At 62.9% G+C, this 21199-nt stretch carries 20 protein-coding genes; 9 read left to right on the top strand and 11 right to left on the bottom strand.

Features of this window, described 5'->3' with window-relative positions:
- Positions 1-76 precede the first annotated feature (76 nt).
- Positions 77-1054 carry a LysR family transcriptional regulator gene (locus A3AC_RS0107235; RefSeq protein ID WP_025598108.1) on the bottom strand — a complete coding sequence of 326 codons (978 nt, stop codon included), beginning with the start codon at positions 1052-1054 and terminating at the stop codon, positions 77-79.
- Positions 1055-1200: 146 nt separating this feature from the next.
- On the opposite strand from A3AC_RS0107235, the gene A3AC_RS0107230 reads away from it, so the two are divergent.
- The 5 genes from A3AC_RS0107230 to A3AC_RS0107210 all read left to right on the top strand — a co-directional run bounded on the left by A3AC_RS0107230 (position 1201) and on the right by A3AC_RS0107210 (position 8307).
- Positions 1201-2649, top strand: coding sequence for an aldehyde dehydrogenase family protein (locus A3AC_RS0107230; RefSeq protein ID WP_025598107.1), 1449 nt, complete (start codon positions 1201-1203; stop codon positions 2647-2649).
- A 130-nt stretch (positions 2650-2779) separates the two neighbouring features.
- Positions 2780-3784 (top strand): arabinose ABC transporter substrate-binding protein, encoded by a 1005-nt coding sequence (locus A3AC_RS0107225; protein WP_025598106.1) that lies wholly within the window; start codon positions 2780-2782, stop codon positions 3782-3784.
- A gap of 109 nt (positions 3785-3893) precedes the next feature.
- Positions 3894-5453 carry an L-arabinose ABC transporter ATP-binding protein AraG gene (gene araG / locus A3AC_RS0107220; RefSeq protein ID WP_025598105.1) on the top strand — a complete coding sequence of 520 codons (1560 nt, stop codon included), beginning with the start codon at positions 3894-3896 and terminating at the stop codon, positions 5451-5453.
- A 76-nt stretch (positions 5454-5529) separates the two neighbouring features.
- Positions 5530-6534 (top strand): L-arabinose ABC transporter permease AraH, encoded by a 1005-nt coding sequence (gene araH / locus A3AC_RS0107215; protein WP_025598104.1) that lies wholly within the window; start codon positions 5530-5532, stop codon positions 6532-6534.
- Between the two features lie 39 nt (positions 6535-6573).
- Entirely contained in the window at positions 6574-8307 is a 1734-nt protein-coding gene (locus A3AC_RS0107210) for an IlvD/Edd family dehydratase (protein ID WP_025598103.1), read from the top strand.
- 274 nt (positions 8308-8581) lie between these two features.
- Here A3AC_RS0107210 and sap1 read toward each other — a convergent pair whose 3' ends face one another.
- Complete coding sequence (gene sap1 / locus A3AC_RS0107205; protein ID WP_025598102.1) at positions 8582-8923, bottom strand: surface attachment protein Sap1; 342 nt, start codon at positions 8921-8923, stop codon at positions 8582-8584.
- A 499-nt stretch (positions 8924-9422) separates the two neighbouring features.
- On the opposite strand from sap1, the gene A3AC_RS0107200 reads away from it, so the two are divergent.
- The gene (locus A3AC_RS0107200) at positions 9423-9602 is read left to right on the top strand and encodes a hypothetical protein (RefSeq protein ID WP_025598101.1); all 180 of its coding nucleotides are present in this window, start codon (positions 9423-9425) and stop codon (positions 9600-9602) included.
- Positions 9603-9673: 71 nt separating this feature from the next.
- On the opposite strand, the gene A3AC_RS0107195 is transcribed toward A3AC_RS0107200, so the two are convergent.
- Complete coding sequence (locus A3AC_RS0107195; RefSeq protein ID WP_025598100.1) at positions 9674-10099, bottom strand: HIT family protein; 426 nt, start codon at positions 10097-10099, stop codon at positions 9674-9676.
- Positions 10100-10163: 64 nt separating this feature from the next.
- Positions 10164-10691: an Lrp/AsnC family transcriptional regulator gene (locus tag A3AC_RS0107190; protein WP_025598099.1), complete on the bottom strand. Its 528-nt coding sequence runs from the start codon at positions 10689-10691 to the stop codon at positions 10164-10166.
- Positions 10692-10843: 152 nt separating this feature from the next.
- Here A3AC_RS0107190 and mdeB point away from each other — a divergent pair, with 152 nt between their 5' ends.
- Together mdeB and A3AC_RS0107180 are read left to right on the top strand one after the other, a co-directional pair.
- Positions 10844-13591, top strand: coding sequence for an alpha-ketoglutarate dehydrogenase (gene mdeB / locus A3AC_RS0107185; RefSeq protein ID WP_025598098.1), 2748 nt, complete (start codon positions 10844-10846; stop codon positions 13589-13591).
- A 160-nt stretch (positions 13592-13751) separates the two neighbouring features.
- A complete protein-coding gene (locus A3AC_RS0107180; protein WP_025598097.1) occupies positions 13752-14090 on the top strand; it encodes a hypothetical protein in 339 nt (112 codons plus the stop codon).
- A 93-nt stretch (positions 14091-14183) separates the two neighbouring features.
- Here the strand turns inward: A3AC_RS0107180 and A3AC_RS30630 are convergent, their stop codons facing one another.
- The 3 genes from A3AC_RS30630 to mnmE form a co-directional block, all read right to left on the bottom strand.
- Positions 14184-14345 (bottom strand): hypothetical protein, encoded by a 162-nt coding sequence (locus A3AC_RS30630; protein WP_198017974.1) that lies wholly within the window; start codon positions 14343-14345, stop codon positions 14184-14186.
- A gap of 244 nt (positions 14346-14589) precedes the next feature.
- Positions 14590-15801, bottom strand: a complete 1212-nt coding sequence (locus A3AC_RS0107170) for a tyrosine-type recombinase/integrase (RefSeq protein WP_025598096.1) — start codon at positions 15799-15801, stop codon at positions 14590-14592.
- A gap of 171 nt (positions 15802-15972) precedes the next feature.
- Positions 15973-17367 (bottom strand): tRNA uridine-5-carboxymethylaminomethyl(34) synthesis GTPase MnmE, encoded by a 1395-nt coding sequence (gene mnmE, locus A3AC_RS0107165; RefSeq protein WP_025598095.1) that lies wholly within the window; start codon positions 17365-17367, stop codon positions 15973-15975.
- Positions 17368-17743: 376 nt separating this feature from the next.
- Here mnmE and A3AC_RS0107160 point away from each other — a divergent pair, with 376 nt between their 5' ends.
- Positions 17744-18151 carry a transcriptional regulator gene (locus A3AC_RS0107160; RefSeq protein WP_025598094.1) on the top strand — a complete coding sequence of 136 codons (408 nt, stop codon included), beginning with the start codon at positions 17744-17746 and terminating at the stop codon, positions 18149-18151.
- A gap of 106 nt (positions 18152-18257) precedes the next feature.
- On the opposite strand, the gene yidC is transcribed toward A3AC_RS0107160, so the two are convergent.
- The 4 genes from yidC to rpmH form a co-directional block, all read right to left on the bottom strand.
- Positions 18258-19916, bottom strand: coding sequence for a membrane protein insertase YidC (gene yidC, locus A3AC_RS0107155; RefSeq protein ID WP_025598093.1), 1659 nt, complete (start codon positions 19914-19916; stop codon positions 18258-18260).
- A 30-nt stretch (positions 19917-19946) separates the two neighbouring features.
- A complete protein-coding gene (gene yidD, locus A3AC_RS0107150) occupies positions 19947-20177 on the bottom strand; it encodes a membrane protein insertion efficiency factor YidD (protein WP_006050604.1) in 231 nt (76 codons plus the stop codon).
- A gap of 112 nt (positions 20178-20289) precedes the next feature.
- Positions 20290-20799: a ribonuclease P protein component gene (locus A3AC_RS0107145; protein WP_198017976.1), complete on the bottom strand. Its 510-nt coding sequence runs from the start codon at positions 20797-20799 to the stop codon at positions 20290-20292.
- 59 nt (positions 20800-20858) lie between these two features.
- Positions 20859-20993: a 50S ribosomal protein L34 gene (gene rpmH / locus A3AC_RS0107140; protein ID WP_004198824.1), complete on the bottom strand. Its 135-nt coding sequence runs from the start codon at positions 20991-20993 to the stop codon at positions 20859-20861.
- Positions 20994-21199 lie beyond the last annotated feature (206 nt).

The following is a 21199-nucleotide window of genomic DNA, read 5'->3' as shown; positions in this document are numbered from 1 at the left end:
CGTCTTCCGTGTTTGTTGTACATTTTGCGTCCCTCCCGCGCCGTCAGCCGGCCACTTCATGAACGGGAAGAAGCATTTAACGAGCCACGAGCGCCTCAGAAGGCGTGCCGTACACCTCGCCGGCCGCCTCGCGCAGCGCTTCCAGCACCACTGAGGCCGCCGGCGACAGCAGATGCGACTGGCGCGTGATGATACCGAAAGTGTCCATCCTGCACGGTAAATCGATCGGCAGGCGCTTCAACACGCCGTACTGTTGGTACTGACCCGCCACTTCGTTCGGCAGCACCGCCAACATGTCGCTCTGGAGCAGCAGGCTCGAAATCGCGAGAAAGTTGTTGGTGTTCACCACGTTTTGCGGCGGATTCAGGCCGATCTGCGAAAACATCAGATCGAAACGATGCCGCAACACGCTGCCGGGCGGATGCAGCACCCAGCTTGCATTGACGATGCCGCGCAAGGTGAGCCCAGTCTCGTTTTCGAGCGGATGGCCAGGCCGCGCGACCACGCACAGCGGCTCGTCGGCGAGCGGTTCATAGCGGACTTCGGTCTTGAACTGGTTTTGCCGCTCCAGCACCCGGCCAATCATGATATCTAGCTCGCCTTCCGCGAGCCGCGGCAGCATCACGTCGGAGGTCTCAACTTCCGCCCACAGTTGCAATTGCGGATAGCGCTCCTTCACGCTCGAAATCGCGCGCGGCACCATGGTGGCCGCCGCCGCCGCGATCACGCCGATCCGAACCTGTCCGGCCAGCCCCGCCCGCAGCGCCGAAATTTCGTCATGCGCGTGGCTCAGGTTGGACAGCACCATGCGCGCGTGGCGGATCATCACCTCGCCGTACAGCGTCGCATGCATGCCGTGCGGGGTGCGGTCGAAGAGACTCACGCCCAGCATGTCTTCCAGTTCCTTAAGAAGCCGCGAAGCCGCCGGCTGCGTCATGCCGAGCACGTCGGCGGCTCGGCGCACGTTGCCTTCCTCCTCCATTGCGGCGAGCAGCAGCAACTGCCGCGTCTTGAGCCGCGCACGCACGAACCAGTTCGAGTAGCTACGCGTCATGGCCTGTCTCCAACGTCTTTGTGGTTGGCTCAATCATGCCATACCGGAATTGTTATCGGGATAGCCCAAAAAGGGATTGGAAAGTTATTGCGCCCGCTCATACCATTCGTGGACTTTCACGCTTCCCATATGGCGCCATTCCGTCGATGAACCGCGATCCGCTCGTCCCGCTCGTTGCCAGCCCGCTGCGCCATTACATCAATGGCGGCTGGGAGACGGGCGCGACCACCGGCGTTTCGCTGAATCCTTCGGATCTCGACGACCCGGTTGGAGAATATGTCCGGGCCGACGTGCGGCAGACGGACACCGCGATTGAAGCGGCCAACGCCGCGTTCCGCGAATGGTCCCTAAGCCCGGGCCAGCGCCGTGCGGACGCGCTCGACGCGATCGGCGGCGAAATGCTCGCGCGCCGCGACGAACTCGGCCGGCTGCTTGCACGTGAAGTCGGCAAGACCCTGCCCGAGGCGCTGGCTGAAGCCACGCGCGCGGGCCAGATTTTCAAGCTGCTCGCCGCCGACGCTCATCGCGCGTACTCAGAGCCCGTCGCATTGGCCCGCGCTGGCGTGGAAATCGACATGACTCGCGAGCCGCTCGGCGTGGTCGGCATCATCGCGCCGTGGTGCGCGCCGCTCGCGACGGCCGCGGCAAAAATCGGCGCGGCGCTGGCGCATGGCAACTGTGTCGTCTTCAAGCCCGCCGAGTCGACGCCGGCCTGCGCGGCGGCGCTCGCGTCCATCGTGAGCCGCGCGGGTTTGCCGGCGGGCGTCTTCAATCTGGTGATGGGCAGCGGCCGGCAGGTCGGCGCGCGGATCGTCGCGCATCCGCTCGTCGGGGGGATCAGCTTCAGCGGCTCTGCGGAAACCGGCACGCGCGTGCTGCAAGCCGCCGCGGCCCGCCAGGCGCGCGTGCAACTGGAGATGGGCGGCAAGAATCCGTTCGTCGTGCTGGCCGACGCCGATCTCGACACAGCCGTCGATGCCGCGTTGACCGGCGCCTACGGCTCGACCGGCCAGCGCAGCACGGCGGCGGCGCGATTGATTGTCGAACGCGCGCTGTATGAGCCTTTTATCGACGCATTGCGGGCGAAGCTCGCAAAACTCACCGTCGACCATGCGCTCAAGCACGGCACCGACGTGGGCCCGGTCGCGAATGCCGCGCAACTCGAGCGCAATCTCGACTATGTCCGCATCGCGGCGCAGGAAGGTGCGCAGCTGCTGCACGGCGGCCGGCGGCTCGAACGCGCGACGCGCGGCTACTTCTTTGAACCGGCGCTTTTCGCTGGTGAGGCCGAGCATCGGATCGCCCGTGACGAAATTTTCGGGCCGCTCGCCGTCGTGCTGCGCGCCGACGATTACGAGCACGCGCTGCATCTCGCCAACGACACTGCCTATGGCCTGTGCGCCGGCATCTGCACGCGCTCGCTTGCCCGCGCGCGGCATTTCCGCCGTCACGTGCATTGCGGGCTTGTCGCGATCAATCTGCCGACGACGGCAACCGAACATCACGCGCCCGGTGGCGGGCGCAAGGCGTCCGCGTATGGATCGACGGACGCCGCGTTCTGGACCGCCGTGAAAACGGCTTACGTGGCGAGCTAACGGTGACTCACATGAACGGCGCCGCTCACATCGCTTTACTCGCCCGCTTTTCAAGTCCCGGCTGACGCCGTGTATCGCCTCGCTGCACACAAACGAAATCAATGCAGCTTTTCAACCTCAGGAGACAGACATGACCAGCAAGCTTCGCCGTTTGACGCTGACCGCGATCGCCGCGGCCACCCTTGCCGCACCCTTCGCGATGCAACTTTCCGCGCACGCGGACCAGCCGCTGAAGGTCGGCTTCCTCGTGAAGATGCCGGAACAGGCGTGGTTCATCAACGAACAGAAAGCCGCGACCGCGCTCGGCCAGAAAGACGGCTTTTCGGTGGTGAACATCGGCACGCCGGACGGTGAAAAAGTGCTGTCCGCCATCGACAATCTCGGCGCGCAAGGCGCGAAGGGCTTCGTAATCTGCGCGCCCGACGTGCGTCTCGGACCGGCGATCCAGGCGCGCGCGAAGCGCTACAACATGAAGTTCGTGACTGTGGACGATCAATTGGTCGATTCGACCGGCAAGCCGCTCCCCAATGTGCCGCATCTGGGTATGTCCGCGTTCAAGATCGGCAACCAGGTTGGCCAGGCCATCAGCGATGAAATGAAGCGCCGCGGCTGGAAGCCGGAAGAAGTCGGCGCGCTGCGCATCACGAACTACGAGCTGCCGACCGCGAAGCTGCGCACCGACGGCGCGACGCAAACACTGCTCGCCGGCGGCTTCAAGAAAGAGAACATCTTCGACGCCCCGCAAAAGACGACCGATGACGAAGGCGGCTTCAACGCTTCGTCGCCGGTGCTCGCGCAGCATCCGAACATCAAGAAGTGGGTGATCTTCGCGCTGAACGAGGAAAGCGTGCTGGGCGGCGTGCGCGCCACCGAACAGTTGCATATTCCGGCGGCGGACGTGATCGGCGTCGGCATCAACGGTGCGGGCGAAGCCTTTGCCGAATTCCAGAAGAAGGAGCCGACGGGCTTCTACGGCACGATCGCCGTGAGCTCGACGATGCATGGCAAGGAAAGCACCGAGAACCTCGTCGAGTGGATCAAGAACGGCAAGCAGCCGCCCGCCGACACGCAAACCACCGGCAAGCTGATGGTGCGCAGCAACTGGCAGGACGTGCGCAAGGAACTCGGCATTTAAGCCGCGTTTGATTTCTGCACGCGGCGGGCCGCGCTTCGTATTCCGCATTCCGTCTCTCGCGTGAAGCGGGAGCGGCCCGCACAGGTTGTCCACCACTGAGGTTTTTTTGATGATGTCCTCACACACTGCGTCTTCCGGCGGCGATGCTGAGCCGGTCCAGGCGCCCTCGCCTTCGCTCGCTTCCGTAGAGCCGTATCTGCAACTGGAAGGCATCACCGTGCGCTTTCCCGGCGTGCTCGCGCTCGACCAGGTGTCGCTGGAAGTGCGGCGCCGCGAAGTGCACGGGTTGATGGGCGAGAACGGCGCCGGCAAATCAACGCTGCTCAAGGTGCTGTCCGGCGTGAATCAGCCGGCCGCGGGCACGTTATCGCTCGGCGGCGTCGAGCAGCAGTTCACGACGACGAAGGCGGCGATTGCAGCGGGCGTCGCGATCATCTATCAGGAACTGCATCTGGTTCCGGAACTGACGGTCGCGGAAAACCTGATGCTGGGCGCGTTGCCGAATCGCTTCGGTGTACTGGACGAAAAGGCGCTGGTGGCGCGCGCGCTGCGTGAGCTCGAACGGCTCGGCGAAAAGATCGATCCGTCGCAGCAGGTGAAAAATCTGTCGATCGGTCAGCGGCAGATGATCGAAATCGGCAAGGCGCTGATGCGCGACGCGCGCGTGATTGCATTCGACGAACCGACCAGTTCGCTGTCGTCGCGCGAGACCACGCAGCTGTTCCGGATTATCCGCGCGTTGCGGGCCGAAGGCCGCGCGATCATCTACGTCACGCATCGCATGGACGAGGTCTACGAGTTGTGCGACCGCGTGACCGTGTTCCGCGACGGCCGCCGCATCGACACCTTCGACGCGTGCGCCGGGCTCGACCGCGACCGCCTGATCAGCTGCATGGTGGGCCGCTCGATTGCCGACGTGTATGGCTATCGCACGCGCGAACTCGGCGACGCGCAACTCAGCGTCAAGGGACTCATGGGTCCGGGGCTGCGCGAACCCGCCACCTTTTCCGCGCGCAAGGGCGAGATTGTCGGCTTCTTCGGGCTCGTGGGCGCGGGGCGTTCCGAGTTGATGAAGCTCATTTACGGCGCGGTGAAGCCGACGGCCGGCGAGATCACGCTCAAAGGCAAGCCGGTGCGTTTCGCCACACCGCGCGACGCGGTGCGCGCGGGTGTCGCGTTGTGTCCTGAAGATCGCAAACAGGAAGGCATTGTCTCGATCGCTTCGGTGTCGGACAACCTCAATATCAGTTGCCGCCGCCATTTCAGCCGCTTTAACGTGCTCAACGGCCGCAAGGAAGCGCAGACCGCGAAGGAGTTCATCGGCAAGCTCGCTATCAAGACGCGCAATGGCGAGACGCCGATCGGCACGCTCTCAGGCGGAAATCAGCAGAAGGTGATTCTGTCGCGCTGGCTAGCGGAAGAGATCGATGTGTTTCTGATGGACGAGCCCACGCGCGGCATCGACGTCGGCGCGCGCAGCGAAATTTACGGTCTGTTGTATGGGCTTGCCGAAGCGGGCCGCACGGTGATCGTCGTGTCGAGCGATCTGGCGGAAGTGATCGGCGTGGCGGATCGCGTGATCGTGATGAAGGAAGGATGCCTTGTGGGCGATCTGCCGAAAGCGCAGGCCACGCCCGATGCGCTCATCAAGCTCGCCCTGCCCCGCTGACTTCACACGTTCTCGTCATACAGGCAACTGAATCGCGCCGTAGAACCCAAAACGGCATTGAAACGGAACACACATCATGAACACACCTTCAACCGAATCGTCCACGCCAGCCGTCGCATCCGCGGGCTTCAGTGCGCGCGCCGCGCGCACGTGGGATCTGATCAACAAGTCCGGCATCGTGATGGTGTTCGTCATTCTGTTCGCGGTGCTGTCGTTTACCGTGCCGGACTTCCTGAGCTCGCGAAACATTCAGGGCTTGCTGCTTTCCGTCACGCTCATCGGCTCGATCTCGGTGACGATGATGTTCGTGCTCGCGCTCGGCGAAGTCGATTTGTCGGTCGCATCCATCGTGGCTTTTGCGGGCGTCGTGGCGTCGACGCTGATCACGGCGACGCATAGCGTGCTGCTCGGCGTGGCCGCCGGCGTGCTCGCGGGCGGCGTGGTCGGGCTCGTGAACGGCGTGCTGGTCGCGCGCTACAAGATCAACTCGCTGATCGTCACGCTCGCGATGATGGAAGTCGTGCGTGGCCTCGCCTACATCACGTCGAGCGGCGACGCGGTGATGATCTCGGAGGAACGGTTCTTCGACCTCGGCGGCGGCTCGTTCCTCGGCATTTCGTATCCGATCTGGAGCAACATCGTCGGCTTCGTGCTGTTCGGTTTTTTGCTGAAGAAAACCGTGTTCGGCAAGAACGTGCTGGCCGTCGGCGGCAATAGCGAGGCGGCGCTGCTCGCGGGTCTGCCGGTCACGCGCATCAAGATCACGGTGTTCGTGCTGCAAGGTCTCGTGACCGGATTTGCGGGCGTGATGCTTGCGTCGCGTATGAGTCTCGGCGATCCGAAAACCTCGGTCGGCCTGGAGCTCGGCGTGATTTCCGCGTGCGTGCTCGGCGGCGTGTCGCTGACGGGCGGCGTCGCGACGATTTCCGGCGTGCTGGTGGGCGTGCTGATCATGGGCTCGGTGCAGGACGCAATGAGCCTGATGAACGTGCCGACTTTCTATCAATACCTGATTCGCGGCGGGATTCTGCTGCTTGCGGTGCTGTTCGACCAGTTCCGCCGCAGCAAGCGCGTGCACTGACCGGCGCCCCGCTCTACACGTTTGCCAACAGGAGATTTCATGGCTGATTCCAATCAGACTAAAAAGCCGCTGCGCAGCCAGGCGTGGTTCGGCCTCAAGGACCGCGACGGTTTTCTGCATCGCTCGTGGATGAAAAACCAGGGCATCCCGCACGACGAATTCGACGGACGCCCGGTTATCGGCATCTGCAATACGTGGTCGGAACTCACGCCTTGCAACGCGCATTTCCGCGAACTCGCCGAGTATGTGAAAAAAGGCGTGCACGAGGCAGGCGGCCTGCCGCTGGAGTTTCCGGTGATGTCGCTTGGCGAAACGAATCTGCGGCCGACTGCGATGCTGTTTCGCAACCTCGCTTCGATGGACGTCGAGGAGTCGATCCGCGGCAATCCGATGGACGGCGTGATTCTGCTGGTCGGCTGCGACAAGACCACGCCCGCGCTGCTGATGGGCGCGGCGTCGTGCAATCTGCCGGCGCTCGCGGTGTCGGGCGGACCGATGTTGAACGGGCGCTTTCGCGGCAAGCATATCGGCTCGGGCACGGGCGTCTGGCAGATGTCCGAGGAAGTGCGCGCCGGCACGATGACGCAGGAGGAATTCACCGAAGCCGAGTCGTGCATGAACCGCTCGCGCGGCCATTGCATGACGATGGGCACCGCTTCGACGATGGCCTCGATGGTCGAATCGCTCGGCATTGGCTTGCCGCACAATGCGGCGATTCCCGCGGTCGACGCGCGCCGTCAGGTGCTCGCGCATCTGGCCGGCCGGCGCATTGTCGACATGGTTCGCGAAGATCTGACGATGGACAAGATCCTCACGCGCCAGGCATTCGAAAACGCGATTCGCACGAACGCGGCGATTGGCGGCTCGACGAACGCGGTCGTGCATCTGATCGCGCTGGCAAAGCGCATTGGCGTGGAGCTCTCGCTGGAAGACTGGGAGCTTGGCTCGAACGTGCCGTGTCTCGTGAACTTGCAGCCGTCGGGCGAATACCTGATGGAAGACTTCTACTACGCTGGCGGTTTGCCGGCAGTGCTGAAGCAACTCGGCGAGCAAGGTCTCCTGCATCGCGAGGCGCTTACGGTGAACGGCAAGACCATCTGGGACAACGTGCGCAACGCGCAGAATTACGACGAAAAGGTCATTACCAGGTTTGAGGAGCCGTTCAAGCCGAAGGCGGGCATTGCGGTGCTCAAAGGTAATCTGGCGCCGAACGGCGCGGTGATCAAGCCGTCGGCGGCGACTGCGGAACTGCTCAAGCATCGCGGCCGCGCCGTGGTGTTCGAGAACATCGAGGAACTGCACGCGAAGATCGACGACGAGTCGCTCGACATCGACGAAAACTGCATCATGGTGCTCAAGGGCGCGGGGCCGAAGGGTTATCCGGGCTTTGCGGAAGTGGGCAACATGCCGTTGCCGAAGAAGGTGCTGCAAAAAGGCATTACGGACATGGTGCGCATTTCCGATGGACGCATGAGCGGCACGGCGTACGGCGCGGTGGTGCTACACGTGTCGCCGGAAGCGGCTGCGGGCGGCCCGCTTGCGCTCGTCCAGACCGGGGACATGATCGAGCTGGACGCGGAAGCCCGGCGCCTGCACCTGGAAGTCAGCGACGAGGAACTCGCGCGCCGGCGCGCCGCATGGCAGGCGCCCGAGTCGCCCAAGCGCGGCTATTACAAGCTCTATGTGGAGCACGTGCTGCAGGCCGACCAGGGCGCGGACCTCGACTTCCTCGTCGGCTCGAGCGGCGCGCCGGTGCCACGGGATTCCCATTGAACGGCGCGAGCGGATCGACGAAATAAACGGTGTTTTCTGCGCTTTGCGAGAAGGCGTACTGCCGATGCGGGTGACATGCCGCATCGGCTTTTTTATCTCGCTGCGTACTCGAGTGTGAGAAAAATAAAAATCGGCTTGACACATTAACAGTGCCCAGCCGATTTTTTAATTGCAAGCTCACCGTCTCCGGCTTTTTAAAGCCAGAGAATTCGCTAATGCGCCATAACGTTCCGGCGCTTTTGCCGGAATGTCACCGCATCCAGTGCTACAAGGTTTATTGCTTAATGAATCGATCGTTCGCCCAAAGGCCTTGCGTGTCGCTATTGCCGGCATTCACGAACTCGAAATCGTGGCCGACCACGCGCACGACGCGGAAGCTCGAATTCTCCGGCGTGGAAACGCACTGGTATCCGGAAAAGAACTCCTGCATTTTCTGCTGTTCACCGGCCTGCGCATGCTGATTGACGGCGTCCAGCTTGTCCTTGGACAGACAGCCGTATGCGTTGGCCTTGAACTGAATGGTTTGCTGCGGCTTGATCACGACGTCTTGCGCCTGAACGGTCGTTGCGGCAGCCAGACTTGCAATGGCGAAAACAAGGGCGAGTCGAGTTTTCATAGGTTCCTCCGGTGCGGGCCAAATGCTCAGGTTAGCTATGTATTTAACTCCATCGTCTAACCCGCACATTGCACTTTAGGAGAACCGCGAAGAACAACAAGCACATCTTGTGTGCGGTTGCAACAGCGGCGAATTGTCGCACCGCGCGCCGCACGTGCCTAAACCTTAGGCAGCACCGAAAAGCAGGGGAACTACGACGGATAACTAAACGATGCGTGCCGCGCAGTGCTTTAACCGGTAAAGCTTTGCGGCCTGTATTAGCGTAAACGCGGTATCCGATTTAAGCGATTTAATACATCGATAAAGCGCGCTTGGTGCATTGCACACAAAGTCGTTCGTGTAACGCCAGGCGGGAAGCGCAATAACGCTGCAAATGCAGAAAATAAACAATGCCAGCTGTCGCTTCGCATTGTGTGCCGGACTTAACGGCAGTGGCCGTTAGTGCTGGTACGTGCGCTGCTCTAGAATAAGTTCAATGCTCGTGCAAACGGAGGCTACCGTGATCGAGAACGTGATCCTGGGCGTTTTTCTTGTTCTTCCGCTAATCATCGTCGCGTTTCTTTTTTCCGACGAATTGTGGCAGGAGCACCGCCATTTGCACGACATGCGGCCCATGCACGCAAAGCCGCGGCGGCTCGACTGGCGTCATCCGCTGCGGCGGTCGCGGCATAGGCTGTAAGTAAGTGGTGTGCGTGCGGCTTCGTCAAGGAGCAAATGCGCGGCACACGGGCGCCTGAGATGCGCGACCCGTCAATCCGCGCGCCATTGCGCGCGAATGCGTTTGGCGAGCGCTTCCAATGTGTCCGCGTCGGCGACATCACGCGCATGCATGCGTAGCGGCTGACCTTCCCAGCGCGGAATCACATGGAAGTGCACATGCGGCACCGTCTGGCCCGCCGCCGCGCCGTTGAACTGACCGATGAACACGCCGTCCGGACGCAACGCCGCGCGCACAGCGATGGCGAGCTTCTGCGTCATGCGCATGCACGCGACCGTCGCCGCGTCCGACAGGTCGAAAATTTCCGCGGCGGCTTCCTTCGGCACGACGAGCAAGTGACCGTCGGCTTGCGGCATCAGGTCCATGAAGGCGAGAGCCGCATCGTTTTCCGCGACTTTGATGCACGGTAGTTCGCCACGCAGAATCTTCGCAAACGGGTTGCTGTCGTCGTAATTCATTGCCTTTTTCTCCAGATGGTCATTGCGGTTTTGCTTCGCGCGCAGGCGAGCCGCCGTTTCGGCGTTAGCGCCAGTCGGTCGCGACATCGTCCGGATCCGTCAGCGTCAATCCCGACGCCGGCAGCGGCAGCGCGGTCTTGTAGCGCACCTGCTTGAGCGCGAAACTCGAACGGATATTGGAAATGCCGGGAATCTTCGTCAAATGATCGACGATAAAGCGTTCCAGCGTCTGCATGTCCGGCATCACCACGCGCAGCAGATAGTCGGCGTCGCCCGTCATCAGATAGCACTCCATTACCTCGGGGCGCTCCGAAATCGCCTGCTCGAAGCGCAGCAGCGCGTCTTCCACCTGTTTTTCCAGACTCACCTGAATGAACACGTTGATGCGCAGCCCGAGCGGTTCCGGATTCAGCAGCGTGACCTGCTGTTTGAAGAGGCCGAGCTTTTCGAGCGCGCGCACGCGGTTGAAGCACGGCGTGGGCGACAGATTCACGGACCGCGCCAGGTCGGCATTGGTGATGCGCGCGTTCTGCTGCAACTGGCTCAGGATGCCGATGTCGATGCGGTCGAGCCGTCTGGGTGGCGTGGTCATAGATGAAATATTCCGTGAGCGATGCGAAATCCGGAACAAATAGCCTATCGCAGCCCGAGATCGCAAGCAAATGAGACGCTCATTTTGTGAACCCGCAAGTACCATTGACTCACTCGATCCTGAGCCGAACGTGTCGATGCGGGAGTGGTGCCATGACGGATTTGTCCAGCGGTAACGAGCGGTTGCGGTCTCTCGGCGGTGAGCGGGCCGACGCGGTGGACGCCGATCCGCAAGAAACCGCCGAGTGGCTGGAGGCGCTCGACGCCGTCGTCGAACACGTGGGCCGCGAGCGCGCGCAGTTTCTGTTCGACAGGCTGGCGAGCCACGCCGTCGCGCTTGGCGTCGAGTCGGCGCGCAGCAACGTCACGCCATACCGCAATACGATCGCCGCGGAAGACCAGCCGCGCTATCCGGGCAATCTGAAGCTCGAAGAACGGCTTGCGGCCGCGCTGCGCTGGAACGCGCTCGCAATGGTGGTGCGCGCGAATAAGGCGTATGGCGAACTCGGCGGGCATATCGCGAGCTACGCTTCGGCGGCGGATCTGTTCGAGGTCGGCTTCAACCATTTCTTTCGCGCGTCGGCGCCCGGCGCGGGCGAGCAGGCAGGCGAGGGTACGGGCGATCTCGTGTACTTCCAGCCGCACTCGTCGCCTGGTGTGTATGCGCGCGCGTATCTGGAAGGCTTTCTCTCCGAGGAGAACCTGCAGCATTACCGCCGGGAGATCGGCGGACCGGGCCTGTGTTCGTATCCGCATCCGTGGCTGATGCCGGATTTCTGGCAGTTCCCCACCGGCTCGATGGGCATTGGCCCGATCAACGCGATCTACCAGGCGCGCTTCATGCGCTACCTCGCCAATCGCGGCCTCGCCCAAACGGAAGGGCGCAAAGTGTGGGGCTTTTTCGGCGACGGCGAGATGGACGAGCCCGAGTCGACTGGCGCTTTGTCGCTGGCCGCGCGCGAAGGGCTCGACAATCTCGTGTTCGTGATCAACTGCAACTTGCAGCGTCTGGACGGGCCCGTGCGCAGCAACGGCCGCATCATCGACGAACTCGAGGCGCACTTTACTGGCGCCGGCTGGAACGTGATCAAGGTGATCTGGGGCTCGGACTGGGACGCACTCTTTGCGCGCGACCGCAGCGGCGCATTGCTGCGCGCGTTCGCGCATACCGTCGACGGTCAGTTCCAGACTTTCTCGGCCAACGACGGCGCGTACAACCGCGAGCGCTTCTTCGGCCAGAACGCCGAGCTGGCGGCGCTCGCCGCCCAATTGAGCGACGAGGACATCGACCGCTTGCGGCGCGGCGGCCACGACGTGCGCAAACTGCACGCCGCTTACGCGAAGGCGCTGGCGCACCGTGGCCAGCCGACCGTGATTCTCGCCAAGACAATGAAGGGCTTCGGCATGGGCACGGCCGGGCAGGGCCGCATGACCACGCATCAGCAGAAGAAGCTCGATTACGACGACCTCAAGGCGTTTCGCGACCGCTTCCGCCTGCCGCTGACCGATGCCGACGTCGAACAGTTGAAGTTCTACAAACCCGCGCAAGACAGCCCGGAAATGCAATACCTGCATGCTCGCCGGGCTGCTCTCGGAGGCTATCTGCCCAGAAGGCGGAGAGTTGCATCGGAGGGGCTGATCGTCCCTCCGATGTCCTCCTGGAGCCAATTCGCGCTTGAATCCAACGGCCGCGAGATGTCCACGACGATGGCGCTCGTGCGCATGTTGACGGCGCTGCTGAAAGACGCCGCAGTGGGCCCGCGCATCGTTCCGATCGTCGCGGACGAAGCGCGCACCTTCGGCATGGCCAACATGTTCCGCCAGGTCGGCATTTATTCGCCGCTTGGCCAGTTGTACGAGCCCGAGGATCTCGGCTCGATGCTGTACTACCGCGAAGACACGCAAGGCCAGATCCTGGAGGAGGGCATTTCGGAAGCGGGCGCGGTGTCGTCGTGGATCGCGGCCGCCACTTCCTACAGCGTGCACAACCTGCCGATGCTGCCGTTCTATATCTACTACTCGATGTTCGGTTTTCAGCGTATCGGCGACCTGATCTGGGCGGCGGCGGATCAGCGCGCTCGCGGCTTTCTGATCGGCGCGACGTCGGGCAAGACGACGCTCGGCGGCGAGGGCTTGCAGCATCAGGACGGCACGAGCCATCTGGCGGCATCAACCATTCCGAATTGCCGCGCGTACGATCCCGCGTTCGCTTATGAAGTCGCGGTGATCGTCGACGAGGGCATGCGCGAGATGGCCGAGCGCCAGCGCGACATGTTCTATTACGTCACGGTGATGAACGAGAACTACCCGCAGCCTGGCGCGCCGGGCGGTGATCCTGGCGCCGTGCGCGAGGGCATTCTCAAGGGCATTTACGCGCTTTCCGCCAGCGCCGGGGAGAGGGCGGCGGTGCAGGTTCAACTGCTCGGCGCCGGCGCGATTCTCGGCGAGGTCATAGCGGCGCAGCGCATGCTCGAAGACGACTGGCAGATCGCCGCGGCCGTGTGGAGCGTGACGAGCTTCAGCGAATTGCAGCGCGACGGGATGGCGGCGGAACGGCTCGCACGTTACGGGGAGCCGTCGGTACAAGCGCCTTACGTGACCCGCGTGCTCGGCGACTCGCAAGGGCCGATTGTCGCCGCGACGGATTATGTGCGCGCCGTGCCGGAGTTGATCCGCGCGTACGTGCCGCGCCGCTACGTGACGCTCGGAACGGACGGGTTCGGCCGCAGCGATACGCGTGCAGCACTGCGCGGGTTCTTCGAAGTGGATCGCAAGGCTATTGCGCTCGCCGCGCTGAAAGCGTTGGTAGACGAGGGCGCGATTGAGGAACAGCTGCTGGCCGACGCGCGCCGCAAGTATCACGGTGATGCGCCGGTGCAAGCCGCGTCGTGGCAATGTTGACTCCCGGCCGGTGAGCGGCGACGGTGGCCATAGCAATAGAGGTCGGCAATGCTCGGGACTCCGGCAGTTACAGAGGTAATGTGTCGTTACCACTTGCAGCATCTATTTCTGCGCGCGTGGCCGACAATTCGTTCCATGCCTCAACGGCGGGAGCGGAAAAATGAAAAAGTTAGCAGTGGCTTTGGTGATGGCGGGCAGCCTGGGTGTCGCGGGACAAGCGTCGGCTCATGGGCATGACGGGGGCGATCTGGTCGGCGCGCTGATCGGCGGCGCCGTGCTGGGCGCGGTGGTGACTTCGGTTTTGAATCCGGCGCCGGCGGTGGCCTATCAGCAGCCGGTTTACGCGCAACCGGTATACGCGCAGCCGGTGTATCAACCGGCGCCGGCTTACTCTGGTCCTCCGCCGGGCTACTGCTATGACCAGTACCAGCGCGCGTATGTGACGTGTGAAGCGCCGCCGCGCCAATACGAATATGCGGACCCGGCACCGAGGTGGTAAGCCGCGGGCGCGTCATGACGGCGCGCTGCACACAGAAAGGCCGTCGCTCGCCGCGACGGCCTTTTCATTTGAGGCGCCGCCTCGCGCTGCCGCTCAGTGCCTGTGATGCAGCCACTCCGCGTAATGCGTATCGAGCCAGCGCTCGAGCTTCTGCGGCCCCGCCTTGTGGTGATAGCGGGACGCGGCCCAGATTGCCGCGCCGACCAGCAGCATGACAGTCGGCCCAAGCAGGTAAGCGATCAACGATTCGGACATGGCAGCCTCCTTGGAAAGGTTGCATCGTTGCTCCAGTGTAGGCGATCGATTGCAGGAGAAAAGTGCTGTGTGAAGCGGCGGCATGGTGTGGCGCTTCCGGGCGGTATGCAGTGTTTTAGTAACCTTATGAACGCATCGTTTTTCAATGCAGGTACAAAGGTTTGCAAAGCCGGCTTGTAGTCCTGTGTACCTAAAATCGGAGCGCGGCAGTATACCCTCGCTGCGCTCCGAGCCTGGGGCAAGCTCAGTCGCCGCCACTTGCTCCTGTCCGCGCTGCGTCAAGCTGGGCGCCGACATAGTCCGCCCAGCGCTGCGCGATTCGCCGCTGTTCGTTCGCATCGCTTCGCGCCTCGGCTTGCGACACGCTTTGTCGCGTTCGCGCTGAGGTTTTGTCCTCTTGTGCGTGCTGCGCCATCTCACGCAAATGTGTCGACGCCGTTCGCCGGAAGTCGTGCAGAACGAAATGCTCGACCGCGAGGCCGAGCGCCTTCACCGCCTGGTTGAGCGTACTCCTGGCGATGGGCTGGTCGTCGCCCCTCACGCTCGGAAAGACAAACTTGGTCGCCGCTCGCGTGCGATGCAGCTCGCGCAGCATCGCCACCGCTTGCTGCGGCAGGTAGATCAACTGGTCGGCCTCCTGCTTCAGACGTGCGGCCGGGATTCGCCACAACGCGTGGTCGAGGTCGAATTCGTCCCACGTCGATTCCACGAGGTCCGACTTGCGCACCATGGTCAGCACAAGCAGATGCAGCGCGATTTTGAGCGGCCGGCGGATGCTCGATGTTTCGATTGCATGCAGCATTGCGCCGATTTCGTCGCCGGACAGCACGCGAGTACGGCTCTCGAAGGTGGCGATGGAGCGGGCCGGCACGACCTCCGCCGGATTGGCCGTCGCGAGTTGCCGCGCGATCAGGTACTCGTAGAGGCGCTTGATCACGTTGCGGGTGTGCAGCGCCATTTTCGGCGAGCCGCGGCTTTTGATGCTGTCGCAAATGGCGACGACGTGCTCTGCCGTCACGCTCTTCACCGGCAGGCCGCCGATGGCGGGCAATACGTCCTTGTCGAGCGCGCGCCGCGTCGTGCGGCGATATTCGGCGGACTTGCCGGCCATTTCGGTGGCCATGTAGAGCTCGGCGGCTTCTCGCAGCACGTCGGCTTTCGCCTCGGCGCCGCGGTCGCGGCGCGCGCTCGCGACCGGAGAAATGCCTTGCGCGACCAGCTCCGCGTACTTCTGCGCCTTGGCTCGCGCGACGCGCAGCGAAATCATCCGGTAATCGCCGATGGTCGCGAGCGGCTGGCGCTTGCCGTTCAGCGAATAGCGGAAGCGCCAGACTTTCGTGCCGGTTGTCATCACCTCGATCACGAGGCCGTTGCCGTCGGCGATGCTGTAGCGGGTGGCGCGCGGTTCGAGCGCGCGGATTTGGGATTCGGTGAGGGGGACGGCTCGGCGGGGCATGCTTTGAAGGGCTCGTAAGCGACAGCGCGAGTTTAAACTTTCTGGCTTTGTGTACCAAGCATTAGCGGTTTTTATGGCCTACAGCATTGAGCGCTGGGATGTGCTTAAGATTCGCGGATGGCCCGGGTTACGAAGCTTGTCAAGCGATGAAGGCGTCCTTCACGCCTCGCCCTACTTGCCGATGCAAAACCTGCTAAAAATCACTCCGAGCAGATCATCCGAGCTGAACTCGCCAGTGATCGAGTTGAGCTGATCCTGCGCAAGCCGCAGTTCCTCGGCGAACAGATCCAGTGCCTGCGAGTTCTGGTCGGCATGGGCGGCGGCTGTCGCAAGATGTTCCTGTGCCGCGCGCAATGCGATCAGATGACGCTCGCGCGCAAGATACACGCTCTCCGCGCCAGCCTGCCAGCCGGCGATGCGCAGCAGCTCGTCGCGCAGTAGACTCACGCCGTCGCCCTGTTTCGCCGACAAACGTACTTCGCTGAGGTCGAGATCGGCGTCGAGCGCGCGCGTCTGCGGCGGCAAGCCGACCAGATCTGTCTTGTTCAGCACGCGCACGACCGGCACGCCGGCGGGAAAGCGCTTCGCGATGGTTTCGTCCTCGGCGGTCATGCCGGTGCGCGCGTCGAGCAGATGCAGCACCACGTCGGCCCTCTCGATCTCGCTCCACGTACGCGCAATGCCGATTTTTTCGACTTCGTCTTCCGTATCGCGCAGGCCGGCGGTGTCGATTACATGAAGCGGAATGCCCTCAATCTGAATGGTCTGCGCCACCTTGTCGCGCGTGGTGCCCGCAATCGGCGTGACGATGGCGAGTTCCGCGCCCGCGAGCGCATTCAACAGCGACGACTTGCCGACATTCGGCTGCCCCGCGAGCACCACCGAGAGCCCCTCGCGCAACAGCGCGCCTTGCCGGGCCTCGGCGAGCACGCTCGCGAGGCGCTCGCGAATGCGCACGAGTTTGCCGCGGGCGTCGGCGGCTTCGAGAAAGTCGATCTCTTCTTCTGGGAAATCGAGCGTGGCTTCGACCAGCATGCGCAGCGTGATAACTTCCTCGACCAACGTGTGGATGTCGCGCGAAAACGCGCCGTCGAGCGAACGGCCCGCGGAGCGCGCAGCGGCCTCGGTGCTCGCCTCGATGAGGTCCGCGACCGCTTCTGCTTGCGCGAGGTCGAGTTTGTCGTTCAGAAACGCGCGGCGCGTGAATTCACCCGGTTCGGCTAGCCGCAGACCGAATGCGCGCCCGGCGTCGATGCAACGTTGCAGCACGAGCTGCAGCACGACCGGCCCGCCGTGGCCTTGCAACTCGAGCACGTGCTCGCCGGTGTACGAATGCGGCGCGGGAAAGTACAGCGCGATGCCGCGATCGAGCGGGTTGCCGCCGCCGTCGAGAAACGGCACGTAGCTCGCGTGGCGAGCCGCGAGCGCCTGACCGGTGAGCGCCTGCATCAGCGGCTGCGCGGCAGCCTCGCCCGCGCGACCGAACGAAATCCGCACCACGCCGATGCCTCCCCGGCCGGGCGCAGTGGCAATGGCAACGATGGGATCGGAGTCGGTGGTCAGCATGTGAGAGGCGGCAGCGAAATCGGAAGAATGGAGCAGGGCGGCGCGTGGGCTTCACGCGGCGCTGGGCATTGTAACGCGGGGCTAGGGGCAAGCCTGGCGGCGATCCGCCTGCGCATGTACGTGCGCGGTTTTTGCGGCGCGCTTAAGATTGATCCTAATCAAGCTAGGATTGTTACTACGCCAATAGGACGAATCCAAATTCGGCGCGAAGGGTGGATCGCCCAAGCTCAAGCCCAGTAAGGAAATTTCGCAAATTTTGACATCCCGCCGGAGTGCCGATGCGTTGGGCGGCTCAGGCTAAATCTATCTCAAATACGCTAAACATGAGCCTGTTCAGTTGTCAACTGGGAGGACGCTGAATTGCACAATCTGGCCCATGCCGACCCCCAAAGAAAAAGCCGCCTTCGCCAGGAGGCTGAAGGACAGCCTGGAGCCGCTGAAGATTCGCGGCGGGACCAAGCTCGCCGAGCAGTTCAATCTTCGCTATCGCGGCGACCGTCCGGTCACGCCGCAAACCGCCCACAAGTGGCTGACTGGCACGACGATTCCCAAGCCCGACAAACTCCGCACGCTAGCCGAGTGGTTGAACGTCAAGGAGCATTGGCTCCACTATGGACCTTCGCCTGGCGCGAGCGCCAGACCCATGGCGCGCGGCGAGAAATATCCGCCGTCGCAGGAGACGATCGAACTGGCTTCGAAGATTCAGTCGCTGGCGCCGAAAGACCGGTTTCTCGTCGAAGAAATGATCGTGCGCTTCTACGGTGAGGATACCGAAGAAGGATAACCAATGCGCTGTTTGCACTCGCATGGCACATAAAAAAGCCGCCCGGTTCATTGAACCGGGCGGCTTCGTTTTTGCGGCTGTGTAGCCGCGTCTTTTCAGGCTGCGATCAGGCCGGCTTCGCTTTCGACTGACCCATCATGCGCGTGATGTAGTACTGCTGCGCGATGGACAACACGTTGTTCACCACGTAGTACAGCACGAGACCCGCCGGGAAGAAGAAGAACATGACCGAAAACGCGATCGGCATGAACATCATCATCTTGGCTTGAACCGGATCCGGCGGCGTGGGGTTCAGCTTCGTCTGCAGGAACATGGACACGGCCATCAGCACGGGCAGGATGAAGTACGGGTCCTGTTGCGACAGGTCGTGAATCCACAGAATCCACGGCGCGCCGCGCATTTCCACCGACGACAGCAGCACCCAGTACAGCGAGATGAACACCGGAATCTGAATGACGACCGGCAGGCAGCCGCCGAACGGATTCACCTTCTCGGTCTTGTACAGCTCCATCAGCGCGGCGTTCATCTTCTGCGGATCGCCCTTGAAGCGTTCGCGCAGCGCCTGCATGCGCGGCGTGATCGCCTTCATGCGCGCCATCGACTTGTAGCTCGCGGCCGACAGCGGGAAAAACACCGCCTTGATCAAGAGCGTGAGCAGCACGATCGCCCAGCCCCAGTTGCCGACATAGCTGTGGATCTTTTCGAGCAGCCAGAAAAGCGGCTTGGCGATGATCGTCACCCAGCCGTAATCCTTCACCAGTTCGAGACCCGGCGCGATGCCTTCGAGCATGCGCTCTTCTTCCGGACCGGCGAAGAGGCGCGCGGACACGTCGACCGTCTGCCCCGGCGCAATCGCCGCAACCGGCTGCTTCACGCCGACGCGGTACAGCGCCGGATCGATCTTCTCGACGTAAATGTCGCGCTTTGCGCCCTGCTGCGGAATCCACGCCGACGCGAAGTAATGCTGCACCATCGCGATCCAGCCGTTATCGGCCTGCTTCGCGTAGTCTTCCTTGTTCTTGTCGATGTCGCCGAACGTCATCTTCTGGAAGTGATGCTGGTCGGTGTAGACAGCCGGCCCGATGAACGTGTGCGAGAAGCGCGGCGTTTCCACCGGCTGGTCGTCGCGCACCAGTTCCATATAGACCGACGGGCTCACCGGGGTCGTGCCGACGTTCTGAATCTTCGTATCGACGCCGATCACATAGCTGCCGCGCGTGAACGTGTAGGTCTTGATGACCTTCAGGCCACCCTTGACCGGCGACTCGAAGCTGAGGCTGAACGATTTCTGGTCGCCCTTCAGATCAGTCTGCTGATTCGGCATCAGCGTGTAGACGTCGTTGTGATTCGGGAAATCGCCGCCGAGCAGACCCGTGCGCGCCAGGTACGTGTGATTACCGGCGCGGTCGAACAGCGTGATGACGAGATCGGGCTGCTTGCCGTCGCCCTGCTTGACGAGCGACAGCTTCGACAGCGTGCCGCCGCGGGTGTCGATTTCGCCGTTATAGACGTCGGTGCTGAACTTGACGAGCTGCGATTGCGCGGCCGCCGGCGCGTTGGCCGGCGCGGTTGCGTTGGTGGCCGGCAAATCGGCGGGCTGGGTTCCCGGCGTCGTGGTTCCCGGTGCGGCGCTGCCGGCCGTTTTAGTCGGCGTGGCGCTCGGGAAGAACATCGACGGGCGTCCGTGGTCACGTTGCCAGTTGTCGAACAGCATGACCGCTGACATGAAGAAGATGACCCATAGGACGGTGCGTTTGATATCCATGCGTTGTCTCAGTGTCGATGGAACGGCGCGTCAGCGCTTTTCAGAAGTGGGAGGCGGGACGAGATCGATGCCGCCCGCGGAAAACGGATGGCAGCGGCAAATACGCCTGGCGGCGAGATAAGTCCCGCGCGCGGCGCCATGATACTGGATTGCTTCGCGCGCGTAATCAGAGCAGGAAGGGTAAAAACGGCACCGATTGCCGAGCATGGGGCTCACGGCAAGCTTGTAAAAGCGCAATAAAGCGATGAGTACCGTTTGCATGGCTCATGCGGCCGGACGGCGCCGCGCAACGTAAAGTACCGGACGACGCCCGCTGCCGGCGGCCGACGAAGCTACGGCGGCACGCGCGAAAAAGCGGGCGGTCACCGGAGCGTCATTCCGTCTTCGGCGCTTCCGCTGGCGGCGCCTGACGACGGACAATTTCGCGCGCTGCCTTGTCGAGCAGCGCCTCGATCTCACTGCGGCACAACGCCTTCAACGGTGGCGACGAGGCGCTCGGCAACGCTTTTTTGTCGAAGCGCGTGTGCAAACGCAGCAGCACATCCCAACCGCCGAACTCGGCGCGCCGCAGCCGGAAGGCTTCGCGCGCGATTCGACGTACCAGATTACGCGTGGCCGCGCGCGGCGCATACTTCTTGCCGATCACGAGGCCTAGGCGCGCGTCATTGCCGGTGGGTCGCCCGTACACGACGAAGTGCGCGGTGCGGCGCCACGGGCGCAAACGAAAAACGGATGAAAATTCATCCGTTTTCAGTAGCCTTGCGGCTTTGGGGAAGGCGGCTTGCGCGCGCAACGGTACGGAGCCCTGCTGCGCCGCCTCTGCCGGTTCCGCTTTGCCGCGTGGGTTGCCGCGGGTGTCATCTGGCACGTTCAAACCTTGCACGTTCAAACCCGGCGCAGCCACGCCTCGCGCAGACAGAGCGCGCAATCCGCTTGCCGGCCTTAGATGGCGAGGCGCTTGCGGCCCTTCGCGCGACGTGCGTTGATGACCTTGCGGCCGCCAGCGGTCTTCATGCGAACGCGAAAGCCGTGGGTGCGCTTGCGACGGGTAACGGAAGGTTGGTAAGTACGTTTCATGTTGCTCTCACTTGATCGAAAAAAAACCGCGCGATCATCGCTGAAAGCGCAATGGCCGGAGGTTTGCTGAATTGGTTTTCGCGGAACCCGCTATTTAAACCCGTTTTTCGTTGACCGTCAATAGCTTAGCCGGTGCCGCCCGCGCGCGCCGGCGGCTGGCCGAGATGATCAGTCCCTGTGGATAACTCACTTCCGGCTCCGATTTG

The organism is Burkholderia sp. WSM2230, from assembly GCF_000472445.1.
Taxonomy (GTDB): domain Bacteria; phylum Pseudomonadota; class Gammaproteobacteria; order Burkholderiales; family Burkholderiaceae; genus Paraburkholderia.
This window is presented reverse-complemented; position numbering and strand designations above follow the sequence as displayed.